The organism is Mesorhizobium yinganensis, from assembly GCF_040081985.1.
Taxonomy (GTDB): Bacteria; Pseudomonadota; Alphaproteobacteria; order Rhizobiales; family Rhizobiaceae; genus Kumtagia; species Kumtagia yinganensis.
The window spans coordinates 1-17,125 of sequence record NZ_JBEBMH010000028.1 but is presented as its reverse complement, the minus strand read 5'-3'; the positions used below and the strand labels follow the sequence as shown (position 1 = coordinate 17,125).

General features: G+C 60.7%; 25 protein-coding genes and 1 pseudogene. 12 read left to right on the top strand and 14 right to left on the bottom strand.

All coding sequences use genetic code 11. From position 1 onward, the window contains the following. Window positions 1-38 precede the first annotated feature (38 nt). From ABMA59_RS30100 to ABMA59_RS30075, 6 genes are all read right to left on the bottom strand, one after another. Window positions 39-1,199 (bottom strand): extracellular catalytic domain type 1 short-chain-length polyhydroxyalkanoate depolymerase, encoded by a 1,161-nt coding sequence (locus ABMA59_RS30100; protein WP_349009069.1) that lies wholly within the window; start codon window positions 1,197-1,199, stop codon window positions 39-41. Window positions 1,200-1,321: 122 nt separating this feature from the next. After that, window positions 1,322-2,581 carry an NAD(P)/FAD-dependent oxidoreductase gene (locus ABMA59_RS30095; RefSeq protein WP_349009068.1) on the bottom strand — a complete coding sequence of 420 codons (1,260 nt, stop codon included), beginning with the start codon at window positions 2,579-2,581 and terminating at the stop codon, window positions 1,322-1,324. 108 nt (window positions 2,582-2,689) lie between these two features. Continuing rightward, entirely contained in the window at window positions 2,690-3,610 is a 921-nt protein-coding gene (locus ABMA59_RS30090) for a hypothetical protein (protein WP_349009067.1), read from the bottom strand. 162 nt (window positions 3,611-3,772) lie between these two features. Further along, window positions 3,773-4,270, bottom strand: a complete 498-nt coding sequence (locus ABMA59_RS30085) for a YciE/YciF ferroxidase family protein (protein WP_349009066.1) — start codon at window positions 4,268-4,270, stop codon at window positions 3,773-3,775. 204 nt (window positions 4,271-4,474) lie between these two features. Further along, a complete protein-coding gene (locus ABMA59_RS30080) occupies window positions 4,475-4,849 on the bottom strand; it encodes a response regulator (protein ID WP_349009065.1) in 375 nt (124 codons plus the stop codon). Between the two features lie 84 nt (window positions 4,850-4,933). Continuing rightward, window positions 4,934-6,157, bottom strand: a complete 1,224-nt coding sequence (locus ABMA59_RS30075; RefSeq protein ID WP_349009064.1) for a GAF domain-containing sensor histidine kinase — start codon at window positions 6,155-6,157, stop codon at window positions 4,934-4,936. A 410-nt stretch (window positions 6,158-6,567) separates the two neighbouring features. Between ABMA59_RS30075 and ABMA59_RS30070 the strand changes: the two genes are divergently transcribed. From ABMA59_RS30070 to ABMA59_RS30045, 6 genes are all read left to right on the top strand, one after another. Continuing rightward, window positions 6,568-6,753, top strand: a complete 186-nt coding sequence (locus ABMA59_RS30070; RefSeq protein ID WP_349009063.1) for a hypothetical protein — start codon at window positions 6,568-6,570, stop codon at window positions 6,751-6,753. Window positions 6,754-7,195: 442 nt separating this feature from the next. Then, window positions 7,196-7,405, top strand: coding sequence for a cold-shock protein (locus ABMA59_RS30065; RefSeq protein WP_349009062.1), 210 nt, complete (start codon window positions 7,196-7,198; stop codon window positions 7,403-7,405). A 58-nt stretch (window positions 7,406-7,463) separates the two neighbouring features. Beyond that, window positions 7,464-7,766 (top strand): hypothetical protein, encoded by a 303-nt coding sequence (locus ABMA59_RS30060; protein ID WP_349009061.1) that lies wholly within the window; start codon window positions 7,464-7,466, stop codon window positions 7,764-7,766. 115 nt (window positions 7,767-7,881) lie between these two features. Then, window positions 7,882-8,217, top strand: coding sequence for a hypothetical protein (locus ABMA59_RS30055; protein ID WP_349009060.1), 336 nt, complete (start codon window positions 7,882-7,884; stop codon window positions 8,215-8,217). A 135-nt stretch (window positions 8,218-8,352) separates the two neighbouring features. Further along, on the top strand, window positions 8,353-8,595 hold the full coding sequence (locus tag ABMA59_RS30050) for a hypothetical protein (protein WP_349009059.1): 243 nt from the start codon (window positions 8,353-8,355) through the stop codon (window positions 8,593-8,595). A 68-nt stretch (window positions 8,596-8,663) separates the two neighbouring features. Then, window positions 8,664-8,867, top strand: a complete 204-nt coding sequence (locus tag ABMA59_RS30045; RefSeq protein ID WP_349009058.1) for a hypothetical protein — start codon at window positions 8,664-8,666, stop codon at window positions 8,865-8,867. 153 nt (window positions 8,868-9,020) lie between these two features. On the opposite strand, the gene ABMA59_RS30040 is transcribed toward ABMA59_RS30045, so the two are convergent. The 5 genes from ABMA59_RS30040 to ABMA59_RS30020 all read right to left on the bottom strand — a co-directional run bounded on the left by ABMA59_RS30040 (window position 9,021) and on the right by ABMA59_RS30020 (window position 12,947). Continuing rightward, window positions 9,021-10,037, bottom strand: a complete 1,017-nt coding sequence (locus tag ABMA59_RS30040; protein WP_349009130.1) for a fatty acid desaturase — start codon at window positions 10,035-10,037, stop codon at window positions 9,021-9,023. Between the two features lie 207 nt (window positions 10,038-10,244). Continuing rightward, on the bottom strand, window positions 10,245-10,412 hold the full coding sequence (locus tag ABMA59_RS30035) for a hypothetical protein (RefSeq protein WP_349009057.1): 168 nt from the start codon (window positions 10,410-10,412) through the stop codon (window positions 10,245-10,247). A 75-nt stretch (window positions 10,413-10,487) separates the two neighbouring features. After that, window positions 10,488-10,880, bottom strand: a complete 393-nt coding sequence (locus ABMA59_RS30030; RefSeq protein ID WP_202314649.1) for a hypothetical protein — start codon at window positions 10,878-10,880, stop codon at window positions 10,488-10,490. Window positions 10,881-10,954: 74 nt separating this feature from the next. Continuing rightward, on the bottom strand, window positions 10,955-12,580 hold the full coding sequence (gene groL / locus ABMA59_RS30025; protein ID WP_349009056.1) for a chaperonin GroEL: 1,626 nt from the start codon (window positions 12,578-12,580) through the stop codon (window positions 10,955-10,957). 49 nt (window positions 12,581-12,629) lie between these two features. Further along, window positions 12,630-12,947 carry a co-chaperone GroES gene (locus ABMA59_RS30020; RefSeq protein ID WP_349009055.1) on the bottom strand — a complete coding sequence of 106 codons (318 nt, stop codon included), beginning with the start codon at window positions 12,945-12,947 and terminating at the stop codon, window positions 12,630-12,632. A 507-nt stretch (window positions 12,948-13,454) separates the two neighbouring features. On the opposite strand from ABMA59_RS30020, the gene ABMA59_RS30015 reads away from it, so the two are divergent. The 6 genes and pseudogenes from ABMA59_RS30015 (at window position 13,455) to ABMA59_RS29990 (ending at window position 15,726) form a co-directional block, all read left to right on the top strand. Beyond that, a complete protein-coding gene (locus tag ABMA59_RS30015; protein ID WP_349009129.1) occupies window positions 13,455-13,718 on the top strand; it encodes a hypothetical protein in 264 nt (87 codons plus the stop codon). Then, window positions 13,715-14,014, top strand: a pseudogene (locus ABMA59_RS30010) (hypothetical protein); the annotation flags it as partial. The gene ABMA59_RS30015 and the pseudogene ABMA59_RS30010, both read left to right, overlap by 4 nt. Continuing rightward, window positions 14,010-14,153, top strand: coding sequence for a hypothetical protein (locus tag ABMA59_RS30005; protein WP_349009053.1), 144 nt, complete (start codon window positions 14,010-14,012; stop codon window positions 14,151-14,153). The pseudogene ABMA59_RS30010 and the gene ABMA59_RS30005, both read left to right, overlap by 5 nt. A gap of 155 nt (window positions 14,154-14,308) precedes the next feature. After that, window positions 14,309-14,638: a hypothetical protein gene (locus ABMA59_RS30000; protein ID WP_349009052.1), complete on the top strand. Its 330-nt coding sequence runs from the start codon at window positions 14,309-14,311 to the stop codon at window positions 14,636-14,638. Continuing rightward, entirely contained in the window at window positions 14,635-14,898 is a 264-nt protein-coding gene (locus ABMA59_RS29995) for a DUF1488 family protein (RefSeq protein WP_184698892.1), read from the top strand. The genes ABMA59_RS30000 and ABMA59_RS29995 overlap by 4 nt, the downstream gene beginning before the upstream one ends. A 12-nt stretch (window positions 14,899-14,910) precedes the next feature. Continuing rightward, window positions 14,911-15,726 carry a transglutaminase-like domain-containing protein gene (locus ABMA59_RS29990; protein ID WP_349009051.1) on the top strand — a complete coding sequence of 272 codons (816 nt, stop codon included), beginning with the start codon at window positions 14,911-14,913 and terminating at the stop codon, window positions 15,724-15,726. Window positions 15,727-15,947: 221 nt separating this feature from the next. On the opposite strand, the gene ABMA59_RS29985 is transcribed toward ABMA59_RS29990, so the two are convergent. The 3 genes from ABMA59_RS29985 to ABMA59_RS37320 all read right to left on the bottom strand — a co-directional run bounded on the left by ABMA59_RS29985 (window position 15,948) and on the right by ABMA59_RS37320 (window position 17,089). Then, a complete protein-coding gene (locus ABMA59_RS29985; protein WP_349009050.1) occupies window positions 15,948-16,205 on the bottom strand; it encodes a hypothetical protein in 258 nt (85 codons plus the stop codon). Between the two features lie 17 nt (window positions 16,206-16,222). Continuing rightward, window positions 16,223-16,354 carry a HipA domain-containing protein gene (locus ABMA59_RS29980; RefSeq protein ID WP_425476005.1) on the bottom strand — a complete coding sequence of 44 codons (132 nt, stop codon included), beginning with the start codon at window positions 16,352-16,354 and terminating at the stop codon, window positions 16,223-16,225. Window positions 16,355-16,726: 372 nt separating this feature from the next. After that, the gene (locus ABMA59_RS37320) at window positions 16,727-17,089 is read right to left on the bottom strand and encodes an aromatic-ring hydroxylase C-terminal domain-containing protein (RefSeq protein WP_425476004.1); all 363 of its coding nucleotides are present in this window, start codon (window positions 17,087-17,089) and stop codon (window positions 16,727-16,729) included. Window positions 17,090-17,125: the final 36 nt, after the last annotated feature.

Sequence of the window (17,125 nt, the reverse complement as noted above, 5' to 3'; positions counted from 1 at the left end):
TGGCTCCCTCGCTAAGACGCTCCGATACGGGAGAGCGATCAGCGCATCAGCCCGGCGGTCCGCAAGGCGTCCTCGATAATCTTCTGCACACCTGACGCTGGTGACGCCTCCCGCTTCGGAGCCGTCGATATCTCCGAAGATCGCGCCGGCATCCTTGGTCCGGCATTGGATCGGGCACCGACGGGCGGCTGGGAATAGACGACGATGTCCCGCCGCTTCGACGCGGCAGAAGTCCGTGCCTCTCCGTCCGCGATCTCCCAGAACCGCGCGATCTCCTGCGTCGAGGAGATGCCGACATCCAGCATGTAGGGTCCCGGCGTTCCGTAGCCATTCTTGTCGATCGGCGTGCCATGGCCCATTCCGGCGATCATGTTGACCTCCAGCACGACCTCTCCGCTGGAATCGCACCAGACCTGCCGCGTGTTCTTGCCCTCGGCGCGAGTGTGCGTAGGCGGGTTTTGGATCTGGTGGACGCCCCACCACTGGCTGGCGATCGTCTCGGCATTGGAAGCAGCGACGGTTTGGTCGCTCGTCCCCTGCCAGATCGATATCCTGGGCCACGGCCCTCGATGAGACGATGCGCCACGCAGCATGCGCCGCAACTCCTCGTCCGAGGGGCTGCCATGACCTCGCATGCGGTCAAAGGCTTCCGGAACCGTCGACGCGCTCCCGTAGGCGAGCCCCGCGATGATTGCGCCACCGGCGAAGACATCAGGATAGGATGCAAGCATAGCCGCGGCCATGGCGCCACCGGCAGAGAGGCCCGTGACGAAGATGCGTTTCCGGTCCAGCCCGTGCGCCTTCACCATCGCCTCGATCATCTGGCGTATTGAAAGCGCCTCGCCGGCGTCCCGCCTCACATCGGCAGGCTGAAACCAGTTGAAGCAGAGGTTTGGATTGTTGCTTCGCTGCTGTTCCGGATAGAGCAGCGCGAACCCGGCTTCATCGGCAAGTTGCGACCAGCCTGAATGATGGTCGTATCCTGCCGCGCTCTGGGTGCAGCCATGCAGCACCACGACGAGCGGCGCACCTTCCGGCAGGTCATCAGGAAGATAGAATTTTGCCTTCAAGGCACCGGGGTTGGAGCCGAAGCCGGTTAGCGCCGAAAGACGGTCGGGCGCGCCGAGGTGCACGCGCGAAGCTGCGTTTCGGGCCTGAAGCGCGGCAAGCCGCGCGATTGTGTCGGAGATTTTTCGCAAGTGGGCCGTCCTTGTTGTGACGCCCGGAATTGGACGGCAATGGGTGCAACGCACCCGCAGCAATATCGTTGCTGCACTGCACAATAACAAGGACTGTGCTTCGATGGACTTGATTTCTGACGTCAAGCGATGAGCTTGCCTGCCGCATCCACTAGCTTCCTCACGATTCCTGTGCGGCCAAAAGCGAACAGCCTTGCGTCCGTATCGTCACGCCCGGCGATGGCGGTTGCAATGATCTCCGACGCGATCTGCGAAAAGGTAATTCCGTTGCCGCCATAGCCCTGGACGGCGAAGATGCCGGGATGACCGGGCAGTTCCCCGATATAAGGCAACCCCGTCGTGGTGGTGCCGAAGCACCCGGTCCAGGAGAACTCAGCGGTCGTATCCAACTGCGGAAACAGATGCTTCAGCTTGGTGGAAATCGTCCGCGTCTTGGCTGCGAGCAGATTGTCCCGCTTCGCCTCGTCGACGAAATCCTCGTCCTCGCCGCCGCAGATCACCCGTCCGTCGGCGGTCGCGCGCATGTAGAGATAGGGATCGGACGCCTCCCAGACGAAAGCCGCACCGGGCCAAAGCGCGCTCGTCTGCGGCTTTGTGGCGATGGCGTAGGTGGAAATGACGGAATGGGTGTCGGAGGGAACGATGTCCAGGAATTCGTAGCCCGTCGCCAGCACGACATGTCTGGCGGAGATCACCGGCCCGTCCTTGGTTTCCGCGCGAACGCCGGTCGGCCCGATGGCAAGGCCTGCGACCTCGACGGGAGCGTAGAAGCGGGCTTTTCGGTCGAGCGCCTTGCCGAGAAAGCCGGCGGTGAGCTTGCGCGGATCGAGGGCCAGATTGTCATGGCTGAGAATTGCGCCCTTGCGGTCGATGCCGAACTTCTCCTTGAGAACAGCGGGCGTCAGATAGCTCGCACGTATTCCAGCGTTGGACCTGGCCTCCGCCTCCAGCCGCAATTCTCCGGGATCGAGAGCATTCCCTTCGAGATACAAGGATTGGGTTCCAGTCATGTCACAGGCGATACCGAGTTCACTGATACGACCGCGCAGGTTGGTTACCGCCAGACGCGATCGTCTCCACGCCTGTTCGGCGTCGGGTTTTCCGATCTTCCGGCTGAGGCCAGAGAGCGGTTGATCGATCTCGAACTGCACCAGAGCGGTGGTCGCCGGCGTAGAGCCGAGCATGCTGCCACGGCGATCGACGCCGATGACCTCGAGACCCTGGGCGGTCAACGCCTCGACCAGCATTGCGCCACTGATGCCGAGCCCTACCACAAGTAGGTCGCACGTGACGTCTCGCGTCAGCTTTTGCGTCGGTATGCGGGGAGCGCGGTAGGCCTCCCAAACAGGAACGCCGGTCCGCAGGTCGAGCTTGCGCGTCATCGTGGTCGCCAGGATATGAGGGAAAACATGGACCCGGCGAATGATCACCGGGGTCCATCGAAGATAGGTGCTGGCCGAGCATGCCGAGCAGGCCCGGCCGACAACCGGCTATCGCGATGTCGTCACGTGGGCGATCTCGTCATCGTCACGCTGCCTGCCGCCGAGCGCTGCGGCGGCACTGGCGATAAAGGCGCCGATCAGCAACGACAGCGCGCCGACCAGCGCGAATGTCGCTCCGGCCTTGCGTGCGGTGTCGGTAGCTTCCTGCGCGGTGGCCTTGGCCTGCTCGACTTGGGCCAGGACGGCATCGACGCGCGCGGTCGCATCGGCTTGAGACAATCCCGTGCGGGCCGCTACGAGTTGACCAAGATAGACCTTGTCGTCGGCCGACATTTCGCCTGCCGCTGCGCTGGCGATGAGGATTCGCGAGGCCTGCGCGGCCGCGGCCGTATCACCTTCCGCTCCCGGCGCCGCCAGTCTTGCAGCATCGGTGGTACGGAACAGGGAGTCGACGAAATAGGAGGTCGCATCGGCTCCACCGCCATCTCCGGCATTTGCGGATGCTCCCGCCGAGGCGCCCATCGCAGCTCCGGAGGCAACTGTGGACGCAGCCTGAACGCCTGTGCCGATTGCCGACGAGAGTGCTGAGCCCAGCACGAAGACCACCAACAGGGTCGCCAGCGCCCAGGCCATGAAGCCATGCGCGGTGTCGCGGAAGAAGGTCTCGTCGGTATGGATGCCGACCCATTTCGTGCGAAGACGGCCGGTCAGGTAGCCCCCGAGCCCGGACGACAGCCATTGCACGATGACGAGCCAGATGGCCGTAGAGACCGCGAAGGTAGTGACGCTGGCGCCCGTGTTGGACCATGGTGAAACCATCGTGAGCCCAAGGCCGGAGCCAAGAAGCATCAGGATGAAGGTGAGCGTGGCGGCCGCGAAGGAGCCGGCAATTATAGCTCCCCAGCTGACGGCTGATGAGGACGACTCGACCGGGGCGGCCACGTCGGTGGCCAGGATGGTTGAAGCCATGATTGTCCTCCTATCGCATGAACAGAGCGAGAAGGATGATGATCGGAATCGGAACCCCGAGCAGCCAGAGCAGAATGCCGCGACCCATGATAGTCTCCTAGCGGATAGATGAGAGCTGAAAGAAACCAGCCACCGCGGTGGCGCCGGGTGGCTGAATGTGGGTCAGGCGGCCTTGGCCATCTCGTTGGCGGATGCGTCCGCCAGGCCGGTCAAGGCCTTGTCGGTCATGGACTCCTCGCCGAGCGTCTGGTCGAGCAGCTTGGCGGCGTCTGCCATGCCGAGCACCTCGGCCCAGCGTTTGAGCGTGCCGTAGCGCGTGATCTCGTAATGCTCGACCGCCTGGGCCGACGAGATGAGACCGGCGTCGATCGCTGCCGTGCCCTTAAAGGTTTCGATGATCTCCTCGCCTTCGGAGATGATGCCTTCGATCGCGTCGCAGGTCTTGCCCTGAGGCCGCTTGCCCATCAGCTCGAAGACCTGTTGCAGACGATCGACGTGGCCCTCGGTCTCGTCCTTGTGCTTCTCGAACGCCGCCTTGAGTTCAGGCGAAGATGCGGCGCGGACCATCTTGGGAAGAGCCTTCAGGATCTTCCGCTCGGCGTAGTAGATGTCCTTCAGCGTATCGTGGAAGAGATCTTCCAGCGTCTTTTCTTTTGCCATGGGAGTTTTCCTTTGGTGCGCATCTTGTGTGCGCTGCCATTCACGGGGTCGTGAAGCGCATCATATAGCGTCCCGCAAACGGAAAGGTTCCAATGCCCCGCTCAGGACAAGGCCGACGGTCCTTTTGGCCGATGGAGTTCACTGTGCGGCGAGAGCGCTCTGAAGCGGATGAACTGATCCGTAGTGTGCTTTCGGAAGCGATCGCTAGTTTCCGCCATCCAGTTCGGCAAGCACTCTGTGAAGGTCATGCGTCGTGAGCGGTTTTCTGATGAACCGGCTGCCTTCGGCCATATCGGACTTGTTCGGTCTCCTATGGCCAGACACGACAATGAGATGACAAGGCGGCCACCGGTCCCGAACCAGAAAGGTCAAAGCGAGGCAGTCCATGGTCCCCGGCATGTCCACATCCGTGATTACTGTCGTAATGGCAGGATCAGATTCCAGCATCGCGATTGCCGCGGTGGCATTGGCCGCTTCAAGAACCGGAAAGCCCATATCTTCCAGCGATGCCACCAGATCCATCCGGATGAGCGGCTCATCCTCGACAACGAGTATCTTGGCTGCAGGGCGGGAGGTCACTGAGGCTCCATATGATGCAGAATTGCATCCAAGCCTCCGCGCATCGGGAATGGCAGCTCGCTGCAAGTAGAGGGAACCGCCCGTTTAGTCGTTTGGTTCCGGATGGCTGGAATTATTCCGAGCCGGCGGTGTTGCGCGGATATCCAGAACAAATCTCGTCGATACTTCGCCCGACGTCACTTCAAGGGTTCCGCCATGGGCCTTCGCAATCTCGGAAGCGATGAACAGCCCAAGGCCGAGACCTTCGACATTCCGTCCACCTTCGCCTCTCGCGAAGGGCTCGAAAAGGTTTGCAAGAGTGTCTGCCCGAATTGGGGTGCCGCTGTTCTCCACCGCGAGTTCGAAACCCGAGTTATCCGCTTTTGCAGACACACGGACCGGCTTATCCAAGTCCCCGTAGCTCAGGGCGTTGCCGATCAGATTGGAAAGAAGCTGTGCGATGCGACCGTGGTCCAGCGGCACGGGTTGGTCCACCGAGACCTCGGCAATTATCGACCGATCAGGGTGCGCGGTCCGTAATTCGTCGACAACCTGATCGAGCGTTCGCTCGAGGAGAGCGGCATCCGCCTCCAGGTCGAGCGTCAGCCCGCCTCCCAGTCGGGATCTCGCGAAGTCCGCGATATTGTCGATCAAACCACGCATGCGTAGCACGCTTCCCTGCATCAGCAGCAGGATGTGTCTGCTGTCGGGTTCCGCCTCATGCCTGCGCATCAGCAGCTTGGCTCCGGAGACGATAGAGGCTAGCGGATTGCGCAGATCATGGCCGAGCACGGCGATAAACTTCTCCCGCATCGCGCCGAATGCCCTTTCCCGTGCAAGCAATTGCTCGCTCACGGCGATCTGATCGATGGAATCGAGATGGGCGGCGATCAGTTCTGCAAAGAGCCTGAACATGCCGACGATTTCCGGATCCTTGAGCTTGGCCGGCTTCGGATCGATAGCGCAGAGCGTCCCGAAGAAGGAGCCGTCCTTGCGCACGATCGGCATTGAGATATAGCTCTGGAAGCCATACATCGCCGGCGTCGGATGACCGCAATAGAGGGGATCCTCGGCAACGTTGTTGATGATGACGGGATCTCCGCTCTGGCGAATCTCGTGGCAGATGGTGGTTTCGACCTTCAACTCACCGCCGGGCTGAAGGCCGAACGCGATATGGTCCAGCACGCTGCACGCGATCCAGCGATCCTCGGTGACGCGCGCTACAGCCGCAAATCCCATTCCCGTCGTTCGGCACACCACGTCGAGGATGGTCGGCACTGCGTCGATCTTCCCGATGGCGTCGATGTCCCTTTGATAGTCGCTTTTCAATTGTTGGCTTTCAGTGAGATTGTAGGGGAGACATCTCCGTGCCGGCGACGCGCTGAGACGAACTCGCCGCCGATGGGGATATCGATCTTAGAATGCGTGAGCCAGAGACGGGCCGCAATTGGAAACACGACTTGCGGCAATCGCAAAGAGTCTCTTGTCGGATGGAAGATGCCGGACATTTTTGGCGAACGGCGCGAGCCATATCGCCGACCTGCCCGTGCGATGTTTCGCGGACTCGGCGGATATATTCATGAACGGCGACGATAGTGTGGTCCGTTTATAGCCTTTTCTCGTGATAAAGGCTATGGTGCCGTCTGTGGTTCGCCGCTTGGTAGACCGGCAGGGCGCCGACCGTTAACGGCGGTTGAACCGGCTTCAAGGCTTCGCTCATCTTCCTGAGGGTTACTCCAATGCCGGCCGGCCATGGCGAGGACGAGATCGGGGTCATCTGTCCTGTCTGCGACTATGAGACCAGTAAGAGCATCGACTGGATCCGCAACCACACGCAGCTCGAATGCTCCGGATGCGGACAGGTGATCGACATCGAGAGCAGGAACTTCCGCATAGCCGGCCGAACCAGGGGCCTGGCAGACTGACGACAGCCTTGCCGGTGTTTCAGAGTTGAATCTCACGGCGCGTCTGAGAGCCGGTTGAAAAGTCCTGCGAAGATGCATGCCTCGCTGCGTTCGACGGCGCCCGCGCATCCGTTCGGGCCGCTGCCGTGAGGCTCTACAAGGGGCTGCAGCCAATCATCCATGTCGCGTCAGCGCCGCCGACCTCACATTACGAATGAGGGCTTCTGGAATTCGAGTCTCCTGCAATGGCTTCCTTTTCCGGCGGCAAAAAGTTTATTCGCGAGTGTGCCTTGTTTCGAACGTCGTTGTCGCCTATTTTCCCAATATCGATCTTGCTTGTCGAACTTTGTTTCTGGCGCAAACAGCGTCTTCTGCGATCTTCCTCTCAAAATCGACCTGAACCGTTTGCCGTGCACCTTGCGCGGCAAAGCAATATTCTGTGAGTTATTGAAAGGAAATCGTCATGAATACTGGGACCGTGAAGTTCTTCAACTCGACCAAGGGCTTCGGCTTCATTGAACTCGGCAACGGCCAGCCCGACGTGTTCGTCCATATCTCTGCCGTGGAGGGGGCTGGCATGAATGCGCTGGTCGAGGGTCAGAAGGTCAGCTTCGACGTCGTGAAGGACAACCGCAACGGCAAGAGCGCGGCCGAGAACCTCCAGGCTGCGTAACGGGATTGCGCTTCTGATCCTTGACCACGGATGTACTGGCACTGATCATCGAGGCGCATTGGAGAGGCCGGGTTCGCCCGGCCTTTTGCTTTCTGGTGAAGAGGCGGATATGCGAAAATCCATCAAAGAGCATGAGCTGTTCAAACCCAAGTCGTCCAAAGCCGAGACCAAGGCCGACATCACGGACCATGCGGCACGCGCCCTCATCGGCGCGGAAGCCGAGCGCCGCGAGGCCAAGACCGCCAGGCTGCGGCAGGCGCGGATGGAGGCCGAGGCAAAGCTGTCACCCAGCCCGGGACTCGCAAACAAGCCACGCCGGATGAAGGCTTCTATGCCACGCCATTCCCGAACTTCGCTATAGCACTCGCGCGACCTGCCGAATGCTGCTAGGGTCAAAGCGTCGGCGGCTTCGTTCAGGGCGCTGCCGGTTGAGGGCGGCCATCGTGCCCTTGCCCCGACCGCGAAAGGAGGACGTCATGTCTTCCGTTCCCCAGCAGCAACAGCATCTGACATCGGCCGATATGAACATGATCATGCGCGTCCATGCAGACGCCTGCACACGCAATGCGATCTCGGCCGGGAGCGTCGACGCGAAGCGCCTCGCCGCCCCGCTGGTCAGGGAGTTCCAGCATGGCGTGAGCGAGGAGGCGGGCCTTCTGGCCGCCTTCACGGCAGGCGGCGCATTGAAACTAGGCATTCCCGTGAGCAGGATGGGCAAGTTCATCGGCACTGCGCTGAGCGAGTGGGAAGCCGAGAATGGGACGGCTCCTCTCAGGCTCCTTCCCCACCCACACGATGAGGCCGCCGCGTGAGATTTCTCGCCCGGCTGAATGCCGATCCGTCCGCTTGGCTGCTCGTCCTCATGGTCGGCAGCGTGACCGGCACGCTTCTCTATATCGTGCTGACCAGCATCACCTTCTGATGACGGCCGGGCGCAGGATTTCCGCATGAGCAATGTCTTCACCTTGCATGCGGACAAGCGCTGGAAGGCCGTCATCGACTATAGCACCGACGAAGGGCCGAAGAGCGTCGAGCACTATTTCGAGGAGATCACCGACTTGCATCTCATCATCGAGCACGGCCCGAACTGGAATTTCCTGATCCGTTGCACCGTCACATTGAACCGCCCCGACGACGGCGAGGAGCAGAACAGCGTCGAAAAGGCGCTTCGGCAGGAGCGCCAGCACTGATTCATTGGGCATGCCGCAAGCCGTGGAAATTTCTGACCCGTCGTGCATCGCTACCGTCGAAAGGTATCATGAGCAGCCTCAAACCGACGACCAGTCGCTACGCCCGACGCATTGACACGGATGGGACCTGGACGGTCTTCGATGCCTTCACGGGACGCCCGGCTGAAGTCGGCAGCCGACAGACGACCGGGATGCAGATGCGTGACGCCGAAGAGATGGTCGCAATCCTGAATCGTATTCACCCTGCAGATGGTGCGAGCACGATTCACTGAGACCCAAGATTAGAACGATTCTCACTGCCTCGCTTCGAGGCTGCAGGCCGTCAACGCCTTCCTCATAGCCGCTGGTCGGCTTCGATCCCACGCCGATAATCGGATTTCTGTCAGCGGAGGCTGCTACTCATGGCAACGTGATGTTGCCCGACGCTACCTTGGTGGTGTTGCTTGGCGTGCCTCACGAAACGAGATGAGGCGCCGGCTGAACTCGTCCCACAGGACCAGCTTCACGCAGCGAAGGCTCTCGACGATGGTTATCCGGCCGATGGCGCTTAGTTCCGGATAGTCCCTGAGCACTTCCGGCAGCCGATAATAGGGCACCCGGCTAGAGAGATGATGGACGTGGTGGATGCCGATATTGCCGGTCAGCCACTGCAGCGCCCACGGCAGGTCGTAGTAGGAAGAGCCGTGCAAGGCGGCATCCTGGAATTGCCATTCCGGACCTTGCGACCAGTGTGTTTCCTCGAACTGATGCTGAACATAGAACAGCCAGACCCCCGCCGATCCCGCCAAAGCAACGATCGGCAGGTGCACCAGGATGAACGGCCCCAGGCCGACCAGCCAGATCAGGCCGGCCGCCAGAACCACGATCGCCAGGTTGGTCGCCATGGTCGAGACCCAGGGCTCCATGCCCGAGCGCATCATGCCGAACGGCAGTCTCTGCTTGAACAGGAAAAGCCAGATCGGGCCAATGCCGAACATCACGATCGGGTTGCGGTAGAGTCTGTATGCGAGCCGACGGGCGCTGGACAGCGACCGATATTCGGCCACGGTCAGCGTCGTGATGTCGCCAACGCCGCGCTCATCGAGATTGCCGGCAGACGCATGGTGGGCCGCATGCGCACGGCGCCAGCAGTCGTAGGGTGTCAGCGTGAGGACGCCGAGCGCGCGGCCGGTCCAGTCATCCACCGTGCGGTGGGCGAAAAAGGAACCGTGGCCGCAATCGTGCTGGATCATGAACAGGCGAAGCAGGAAGCCCGCGGCCGGGATGGTCAAAAAGACGCCCCACCAGAAACCATTGTGGATAGCAATCGCCGCAAGCGCCCAAAGGCTCACGAACGGGACAAGCGTCACCGCCAGTTCGAACAGGCTGCGGCCTCTGTGAGGTTTCCGATATTCGGACAGGATCCTGGGCCAGGCACGCTTGCCAACTTCGTTCTGGGACATCGATGCAAGGACGTTCGTCAACAGTATTCAGACTCCAACGGTTCGATGATCACGGCAAGCAGCAGCGGAATTCCCAATCGACATCCACGCCGATTGGGCTCTGCTTGAAGGGCTCACGATGCTCAATGTCCTTCACCCGCTACCCAAAGCCTCGCCGGCAAGCAGCGGGCACCTTGACCTGTGCGCGGGATGGTCGCCGCAGCTCTCTCATATGAGGCGGTTGTCCTCGGCTGTCTGGCGGGCTCGACGGCGCGTGCCGTCGGTATCCGACTTGCGATGCCGTTCAGCCGCCGCCTTCCGGATCTGCTCGTAGCGATTGTCGTCGACGTGCTCAGCCGGTTGCTGCGGATCCGGCTTTTTCACAAACGAGATCATGGTTCACGCTCCTTTGGTCAGCGGATTGAAGCGCTCCGGCGTTTGCCCGAGCGCCGTTTGGAAATCGGCTTGGCCTCAAGCGGAAAGAGCGGTGGCGCATGCCTGCGCACCCAGCCTGTCGGGCGATGTCTGTCCCGGCATCGTCGCCCAGCCACCGGCTTCAACGAACTGCCGCTTCTTGAAGCTGTCCGGTATCGCCTTGAACTCGGCAAGTTTCGCTGCGGAATCCGGCGCCGCGTTGAACCGTTCAACGCATATGGCGGATGCCAGCTCTCCGCGCGCCGTGTCGCCAGCCGCTTTCGCCATATTTTGCGAAGTGCCGCCGGTGACCCAGCCGCCCCAGCTGAAGCCGACGACGATCGTGGCGATCACCGCCGCGATGCATGCCCAGACCAGCATGGTCTTCGAAGGCTGATAGTCTTCCCACCGACGGGAGAAAGATGGTTTCGTCGTGCTCTGTGTAGCCATGGAGCTCTTCCTTCCAGATTGTGGTGAGGATTGCTTTGTCCGGCCGCGCCGGCCGAACGGTTCAAGCACTGCTTTCAGTATCCCATGCCGCCGTTGCCGGCCGACGGGGTGGATTCCTTCGCGGGAATGTCGGCGATCATCGCCTCGGCGGTGATCAGGAGCGCTGCGATCGAGCCCGCATCCTGCAGGGCAGTTCTCACGACCTTGGCAGGATCGACGATGCCGGCCTTGATCATATCGACATAGGTTTCGGTCTGCGCATCAAAACCTTGGTTGCGGTCCTTGCTGTCCGTCAGCTTGCCGACCACGATCGAGCCTTCGACGCCGGCATTCTCGGCGATCTGCCGGATCGGAGCCTCAAGCGCCCTAAGCACGATGGAGATGCCTGCGGTTATGTCGGCATTGTCACCTGTCAGCGAGGCCAGCGCGGTCCTGGCGCGCAGCAGCGCCACGCCGCCGCCCGGCACGGTGCCTTCCTCGACAGCCGCTCGCGTAGCGTTGAGCGCGTCGTCGATGCGGTCCTTCTTCTCCTTGACCTCGGTCTCGGTCGCGCCGCCGACGCGGATCACGGCGACGCCGCCGGCAAGCTTCGCCAGCCGCTCCTGCAGCTTCTCCTTGTCATAGTCGGAAGTCGTTTCCTCGATCTGCGCCTTGATCTGGCTGATGCGCGCGGCGATACCGGCCTTGTCGCCGGAACCGTCGATGACCGTGGTCGTATCCTTCTCGATGACCACGCGCTTTGCTCGCCCGAGCATGTCGAGCGTGACGTTCTCCAGCTTGATCCCGAGATCCTCGGAGATCAGTTGGCCGGCGGTCAGCACGGCGATATCCTCGAGCATGGCCTTGCGACGGTCGCCGAAGCCGGGAGCCTTGACGGCCGCGACCTTCAAGCCGCCGCGCAACTTGTTGACGACGAGCGTGGCGAGCGCCTCGCCCTCGACATCCTCGGAGATGATCAGCAGCGGCTTGCCGCTCTGCACCACCGCTTCTAGGATCGGCAGTATCGCCTGCAAATTGCCGAGCTTCTTTTCGTGGATCAGGATGTAGGGGTCCTCCAGCTCCGCGCGCATCTTCTCGGCATTGGTGACGAAGTAGGGGGAAAGGTAGCCGCGGTCGAACTGCATGCCTTCGACCACGTCGAGTTCGGTATCGGCGGTCTTGGCTTCCTCGACGGTTATGACGCCTTCATTCCCGACCTTGTCCATTGCCTTGGCGATCATCTCGCCGACCGACGTGTCGCCATTGGCGGCGATGGTTCCGACCTGGGCGATCTCGCCCGAAGACTTGACCTTCTTCGCACGCGCTTGGATTTCCTTGACTACGGCGGCGACGCCGAAATCGATGCCACGTTTCAAGTCCATAGGGTTCATGCCGGCGGCGACCAGCTTGGCGCCCTCGCGCAGGATCGAGGCGGCGAGCACGGTCGCGGTGGTGGTACCGTCGCCCGCGAGATCGTTGGTCTTCGAGGCCACCTCGCGCACCATCTGCGCGCCCATGTTCTCGAATTTGTCGGCAAGCTCGATCTCCTTGGCAACGGTGACGCCGTCCTTGGTGATGCGGGGCGCGCCGAACGACTTGTCGATGACGACGTTGCGGCCCTTCGGCCCGAGCGTCACCTTGACGGCGTTGTTGAGCAGTTCGACGCCGCGCAGCATGCGGTCGCGAGCGTCGGTTGAAAATTTGATTTCCTTGGCAGACATGGTGTTTGTCCAGTTCGGTCTTAGGATTTTGTGATTGGAAAGCGACCGGTCAGGCGGCTTTCTTCGTTGCAACTTCGGTCTTCTCGACGATGCCCATGATGTCGGCCTCCTTCATGATCAGAAGGTCTTTGCCGTCGATCCTGACCTCGGTGCCGCACCATTTGCCGAACAGGATGAAATCGCCCGCCTTCACATCCAGGGGAACCAGCTTGCCGCTTTCGTCGCGGGAACCGGGGCCGACGGCGATCACCTCGCCTTCCTGCGGCATTTCCTTCGCGGTGTCGGGGATGATGATGCCGCCCTTGGATTTGAGATCGCCTTCCGCGCGTCGGATGACGACGCGGTCGTGGAGTGGCCGGAATTTCATGAAAGTTCTTTCTGGGGTCGGCGCATAGGGCGACCACTTCAGATACATAGCGACTTTGGCACTCGAATGATAGGAGTGCTAAATGTAATTCTATGAAGAATCGGGGCTTTGGGAAAATTACATCGCTTCTATCGATCCGATATTTGTTGTTTTCAATACGAATTTCCTGCCTTTTCAAGGATTTTTATTTTTATGGATGAGCCATTATTCAACCCGCTACGAAATAAAATCGGCGTGCTCCTTGCTTAAGTGGCGGGTAAAGCCCATATATAAATCTCGTTGATTTGGCCGACTTGGCTTATTGCGGTGTCAGAGACCCGCCATTCACCACCGAATTCTCGATAGCGAATGCATCAAGCGCCGACCCCGGCGTGCATATCGCTCTGTTCGAACCCAGGAATGAACCCGCCGCTGACCACGGATGTACTGGCAGCACGGGAGTTCGTTCCGGTTCGAATGGGGAAGATGCGGGAGGCGCGATGGCGCTCTTCTGCGGAGGTATCGACCATGACAACGCGCACCACGCAGACGATCGTCCGGTTCTCCGCACCCTTTATGCTACCCGGCTTCGAGACCGCGCAGCCTGCCGGCGACTATCGCGTGGACCAGGATGAAGAGTTGTTGGAGGTATCCTCTCGCCTCGCCTGGAGACGAGTCGGCGCCTTTGTTCACCTGCCCGCCATCGGCATTGATGGCCAGACACATCAGATGGCGCCGATTGATCTTGCAGATCTCGACGCCGCCCTCGAAAAGGATCACCAACAGTCATGATATCGACAAGTCCCATCCGGCGCACAGTCCGGTCCGCGCGGCAGGAAGCTCCTGCCCATCTCTTCACGATTGGACAAGCTGTCCGGCTCAAGGGCAGCTTCGTGAAGCCAGCATTGCCCGCTGATATCTACCACATCACCGGTACTCTGCCGGCACGGGGAGATTCGCTGCAATATCGCATTCGCAATGACGACGAGCGGCATGAGCGGGTGACGACGCAGGACAGCCTCGAGCCCGTCGACATGTCGCAATCCGGCAGTGGCGCAACTCTCATGGAAAGGACGTTCGGACATGGCTAAAGGCCAGAAACGAAGCAATCGCGAGATCAGAAAGCCAAAACAGGACAAGGCCCCACCAAAGCCTGAAGGCGCGTTCGGTAACCAGATCAAGCCTGCTGCGAACGCCAACGCGCCGCGGGGCAAGGGCAAGAACTGAATCCGTGATGCCTCCTGCGGGGCAAGGAAGAAACGCGATGCAATCGCTCAACATGCCGCAACGACCCAACGCCATGACGATTACCGATGGGGCCGGCGCGGGATCTATGCCGGCGCGCTCGAAGCCGACGTGCCGAACGGAGAAAGGACACGACCATGAACGCCCCCAACAGCAACCCGGAGCAGACACGCAAGACCGCGGACTTCGCCATCGATAGATGGGAAAACGAGGGCGGTGCGCACGGCCGTGACTCCCCGGATCTTCACTATGGCCGCCGTGTTGAGGCGGATCGCTCCTGGACCGTCTACCATGTCTTCACGGGGGTTCCGGCCCGCATCGACGGCAATACGATGATCGGGCTAACCCAGCGGGTTGCGACCGACGGCATGCTGTCGCTCAATCGCCGCAACGAAGCGAGCCGCCGAGATGGAGGCAGCCCAGGCATCCGGACCGCACCACGTACGGCAGAGGAATGCCGAGGGTGACGCTCGAATTTCCCAATCCGAGCCGCAGCTTCGACGAAGTGCGCAACGCCGTTCGCTTCATCGGACATGATGGTATGTTCGAGGTGCCGTTCTTTGTAGAGACCGCAGCGCTGGCAAAGCCTGGCAAGACGCAATTGTCCGAAGCCGATTCCCTGACGGCTTTCGATACGGCGCGCAGTTCGATTCACGATGTCGCGCGCGAGGCCTATTCCCATGGCCGCCGTACCACCTATACGCTGACCGCTGCCGATTTCCGGTAGAGGCACAAGTCAATGCTGATCCGCTATGGCTACGAGATCACGTTGACCTGCCAGCAGCCGACTGCCCTGGTGTGTCTGCTCTCGGTCCACGAGCACCGTGCCGCTGACATCAGGGTCCCGGAGACGACATTCACCACACCCGACGTGCCCGTATCGACCTACCGCGATCTCTTCGGCAACCGCTGCCGGAGGCTGGTCGCGCCTGCTGGCGACCTGACCATGTGGGGCGATGCAACCATCTGGGATAACGGACAGCTGGACAGGGTGCTGCCTGACGCACGCGAACTCGCGGTTCCGGAACTGCCGGACGATTGCCTCGTCTACCTGATGGGAAGCCGCTACTGCGAGACTGACCGCCTCAGCCAGATTGCGTGGGACCTGTTCGGCACGATCCAGCCCGGCTGGGGTCGCGTGCAGGCGATCTGCGACTTCGTCCACAACCACATACGCTTCGACTACATGCAGGCCCGTTCGACGCGGACGGCTTTCGAGACATTCAACGAGCGCGTCGGTGTGTGCCGCGACTTCGCGCATCTGGCGGTCGCGTTTTGCCGATGCCTCAACATCCCCGCTCGCTACGTCAACGGTCACCTCGGTGACATCGGCGTCCCGGTCGTCGATCCGATGGATTTCAGCGCCTGGATGGAGGTTTTCCTCGATGGCGAATGGCACACCTTCGATCCTCGCAACAACGTCCCTCGGATCGGCAGGATCGTGGTAGCACGCGGCCGCGATGCGACCGACATACCACTCGTCAACTCCTTCGGCCCGCACATCCTGAAGGGGTTTCGGGTATGGACTTATGAGGTACCGGCCCTGATGGCATGAGACGCATGTCTCAATCGGATTTTGCGATCACGAGATGCCTTAAATATTGATATTCAACATCTTTTTCCACAATTGAAATTTAAAACACCGTCAACCATCTATCGACAGCAGCAATATGTTGATAAGTAACCGATTGCACTATAATTGCCAAACTCGCTCATATATAGGCTCCCGCCTTTGCCACATCGAGCCTCTCCAACCGAAGAAAAGTGTCGGTCTGGTCATTTAGAAAGGCGGTTTCGTATTTGGCGCCAGGAGCTGGAAACGCCCACCTGTTGAAGCGTCTCGAGCCATCCATCGGAAATACGCCGCGCCGCGTCGCGGATCATTTGGCGAGCGTCGGGTTTGTTGACCTCGAAAAACTCGCAGGCCTCCAGCGCCAGACGGATCGACCGGTCATGCGCGCCACGCTCCATGATTGCCGTTTCGAGATGCGGATTGCGATCCGGCGCGGGGTTCACATCGAAAACCGGAGCCAATCGCCAATGGCCGGCTCCTACATAGAGAAACCGTGATTCTTTAAATGGTCGTCCTTGTTCGAAACGAGGATCGTGAAGATCAGGTGCAGAAAAAGCTCGCGGAAATCAGCTTTCGGGTCGGCGGCATTTGACCTCATGAAATCGACGATCCCGGCACGCGTACGGACCCATGCATGGCTGAAATGGGGCCGAAGACCTTACCTCTGTCCTTCCAAGCTCACCGACGGCTTCCCAAAGCGATCGTTCCCCGCACACCCAGCTGTCGTTGTGATCGGCGATAGTTCCGTCGAACGAAAGGACCACATTGGTGCCACGAAAACGACCAGCAACCGGCGCGGCGCCAAGGTGGTGTCTAGCGGCGGAGCGATCGGCGCTGCCACCCGACTTGTGCCTACACCCGATCGCGAGATTGAATGCGACCGCCACCTTGGTTCGCGGGCGGCTTCACTCACTTCCACTAGACTTCTACTTGGAAGTCATCTGTGGCACGGCTTCCAGTTAAGACTTCCGCAGCCCCCATTCTATTCCATAACAGCTTTGCCGAACCAGGCTCCAAGCGCGTCAGTGAGACCCCCAGTGTCTCCCTTCCCGACCCAGACCGCATGCCCATCCGGCCGGATCAGCGCGGCGGCTGGTGTCTCGATCACGCCGATCACCGGAAGCTCGCACACCCCGTCGAATTTCGCGTCGATCAGCTTAACGCGATCCGTCCATCCTGTGATGTCTAGCGCTCGTGGACAAACGTTGACTGAGGAATCCGGTTTTGATTCAAGGCTTCTTTTTGGAGGGAGCCTTGGGCGAACGCGTTGGACTGACGGACGAGGAATGGGCGCTGATCGGGCCTTTGCTGCCGCCTGAGCGCGGACGCGGGTGTCGGCCGGCACAAGACAACCGGCTCTACTTCGAAGGCATGATTTGGA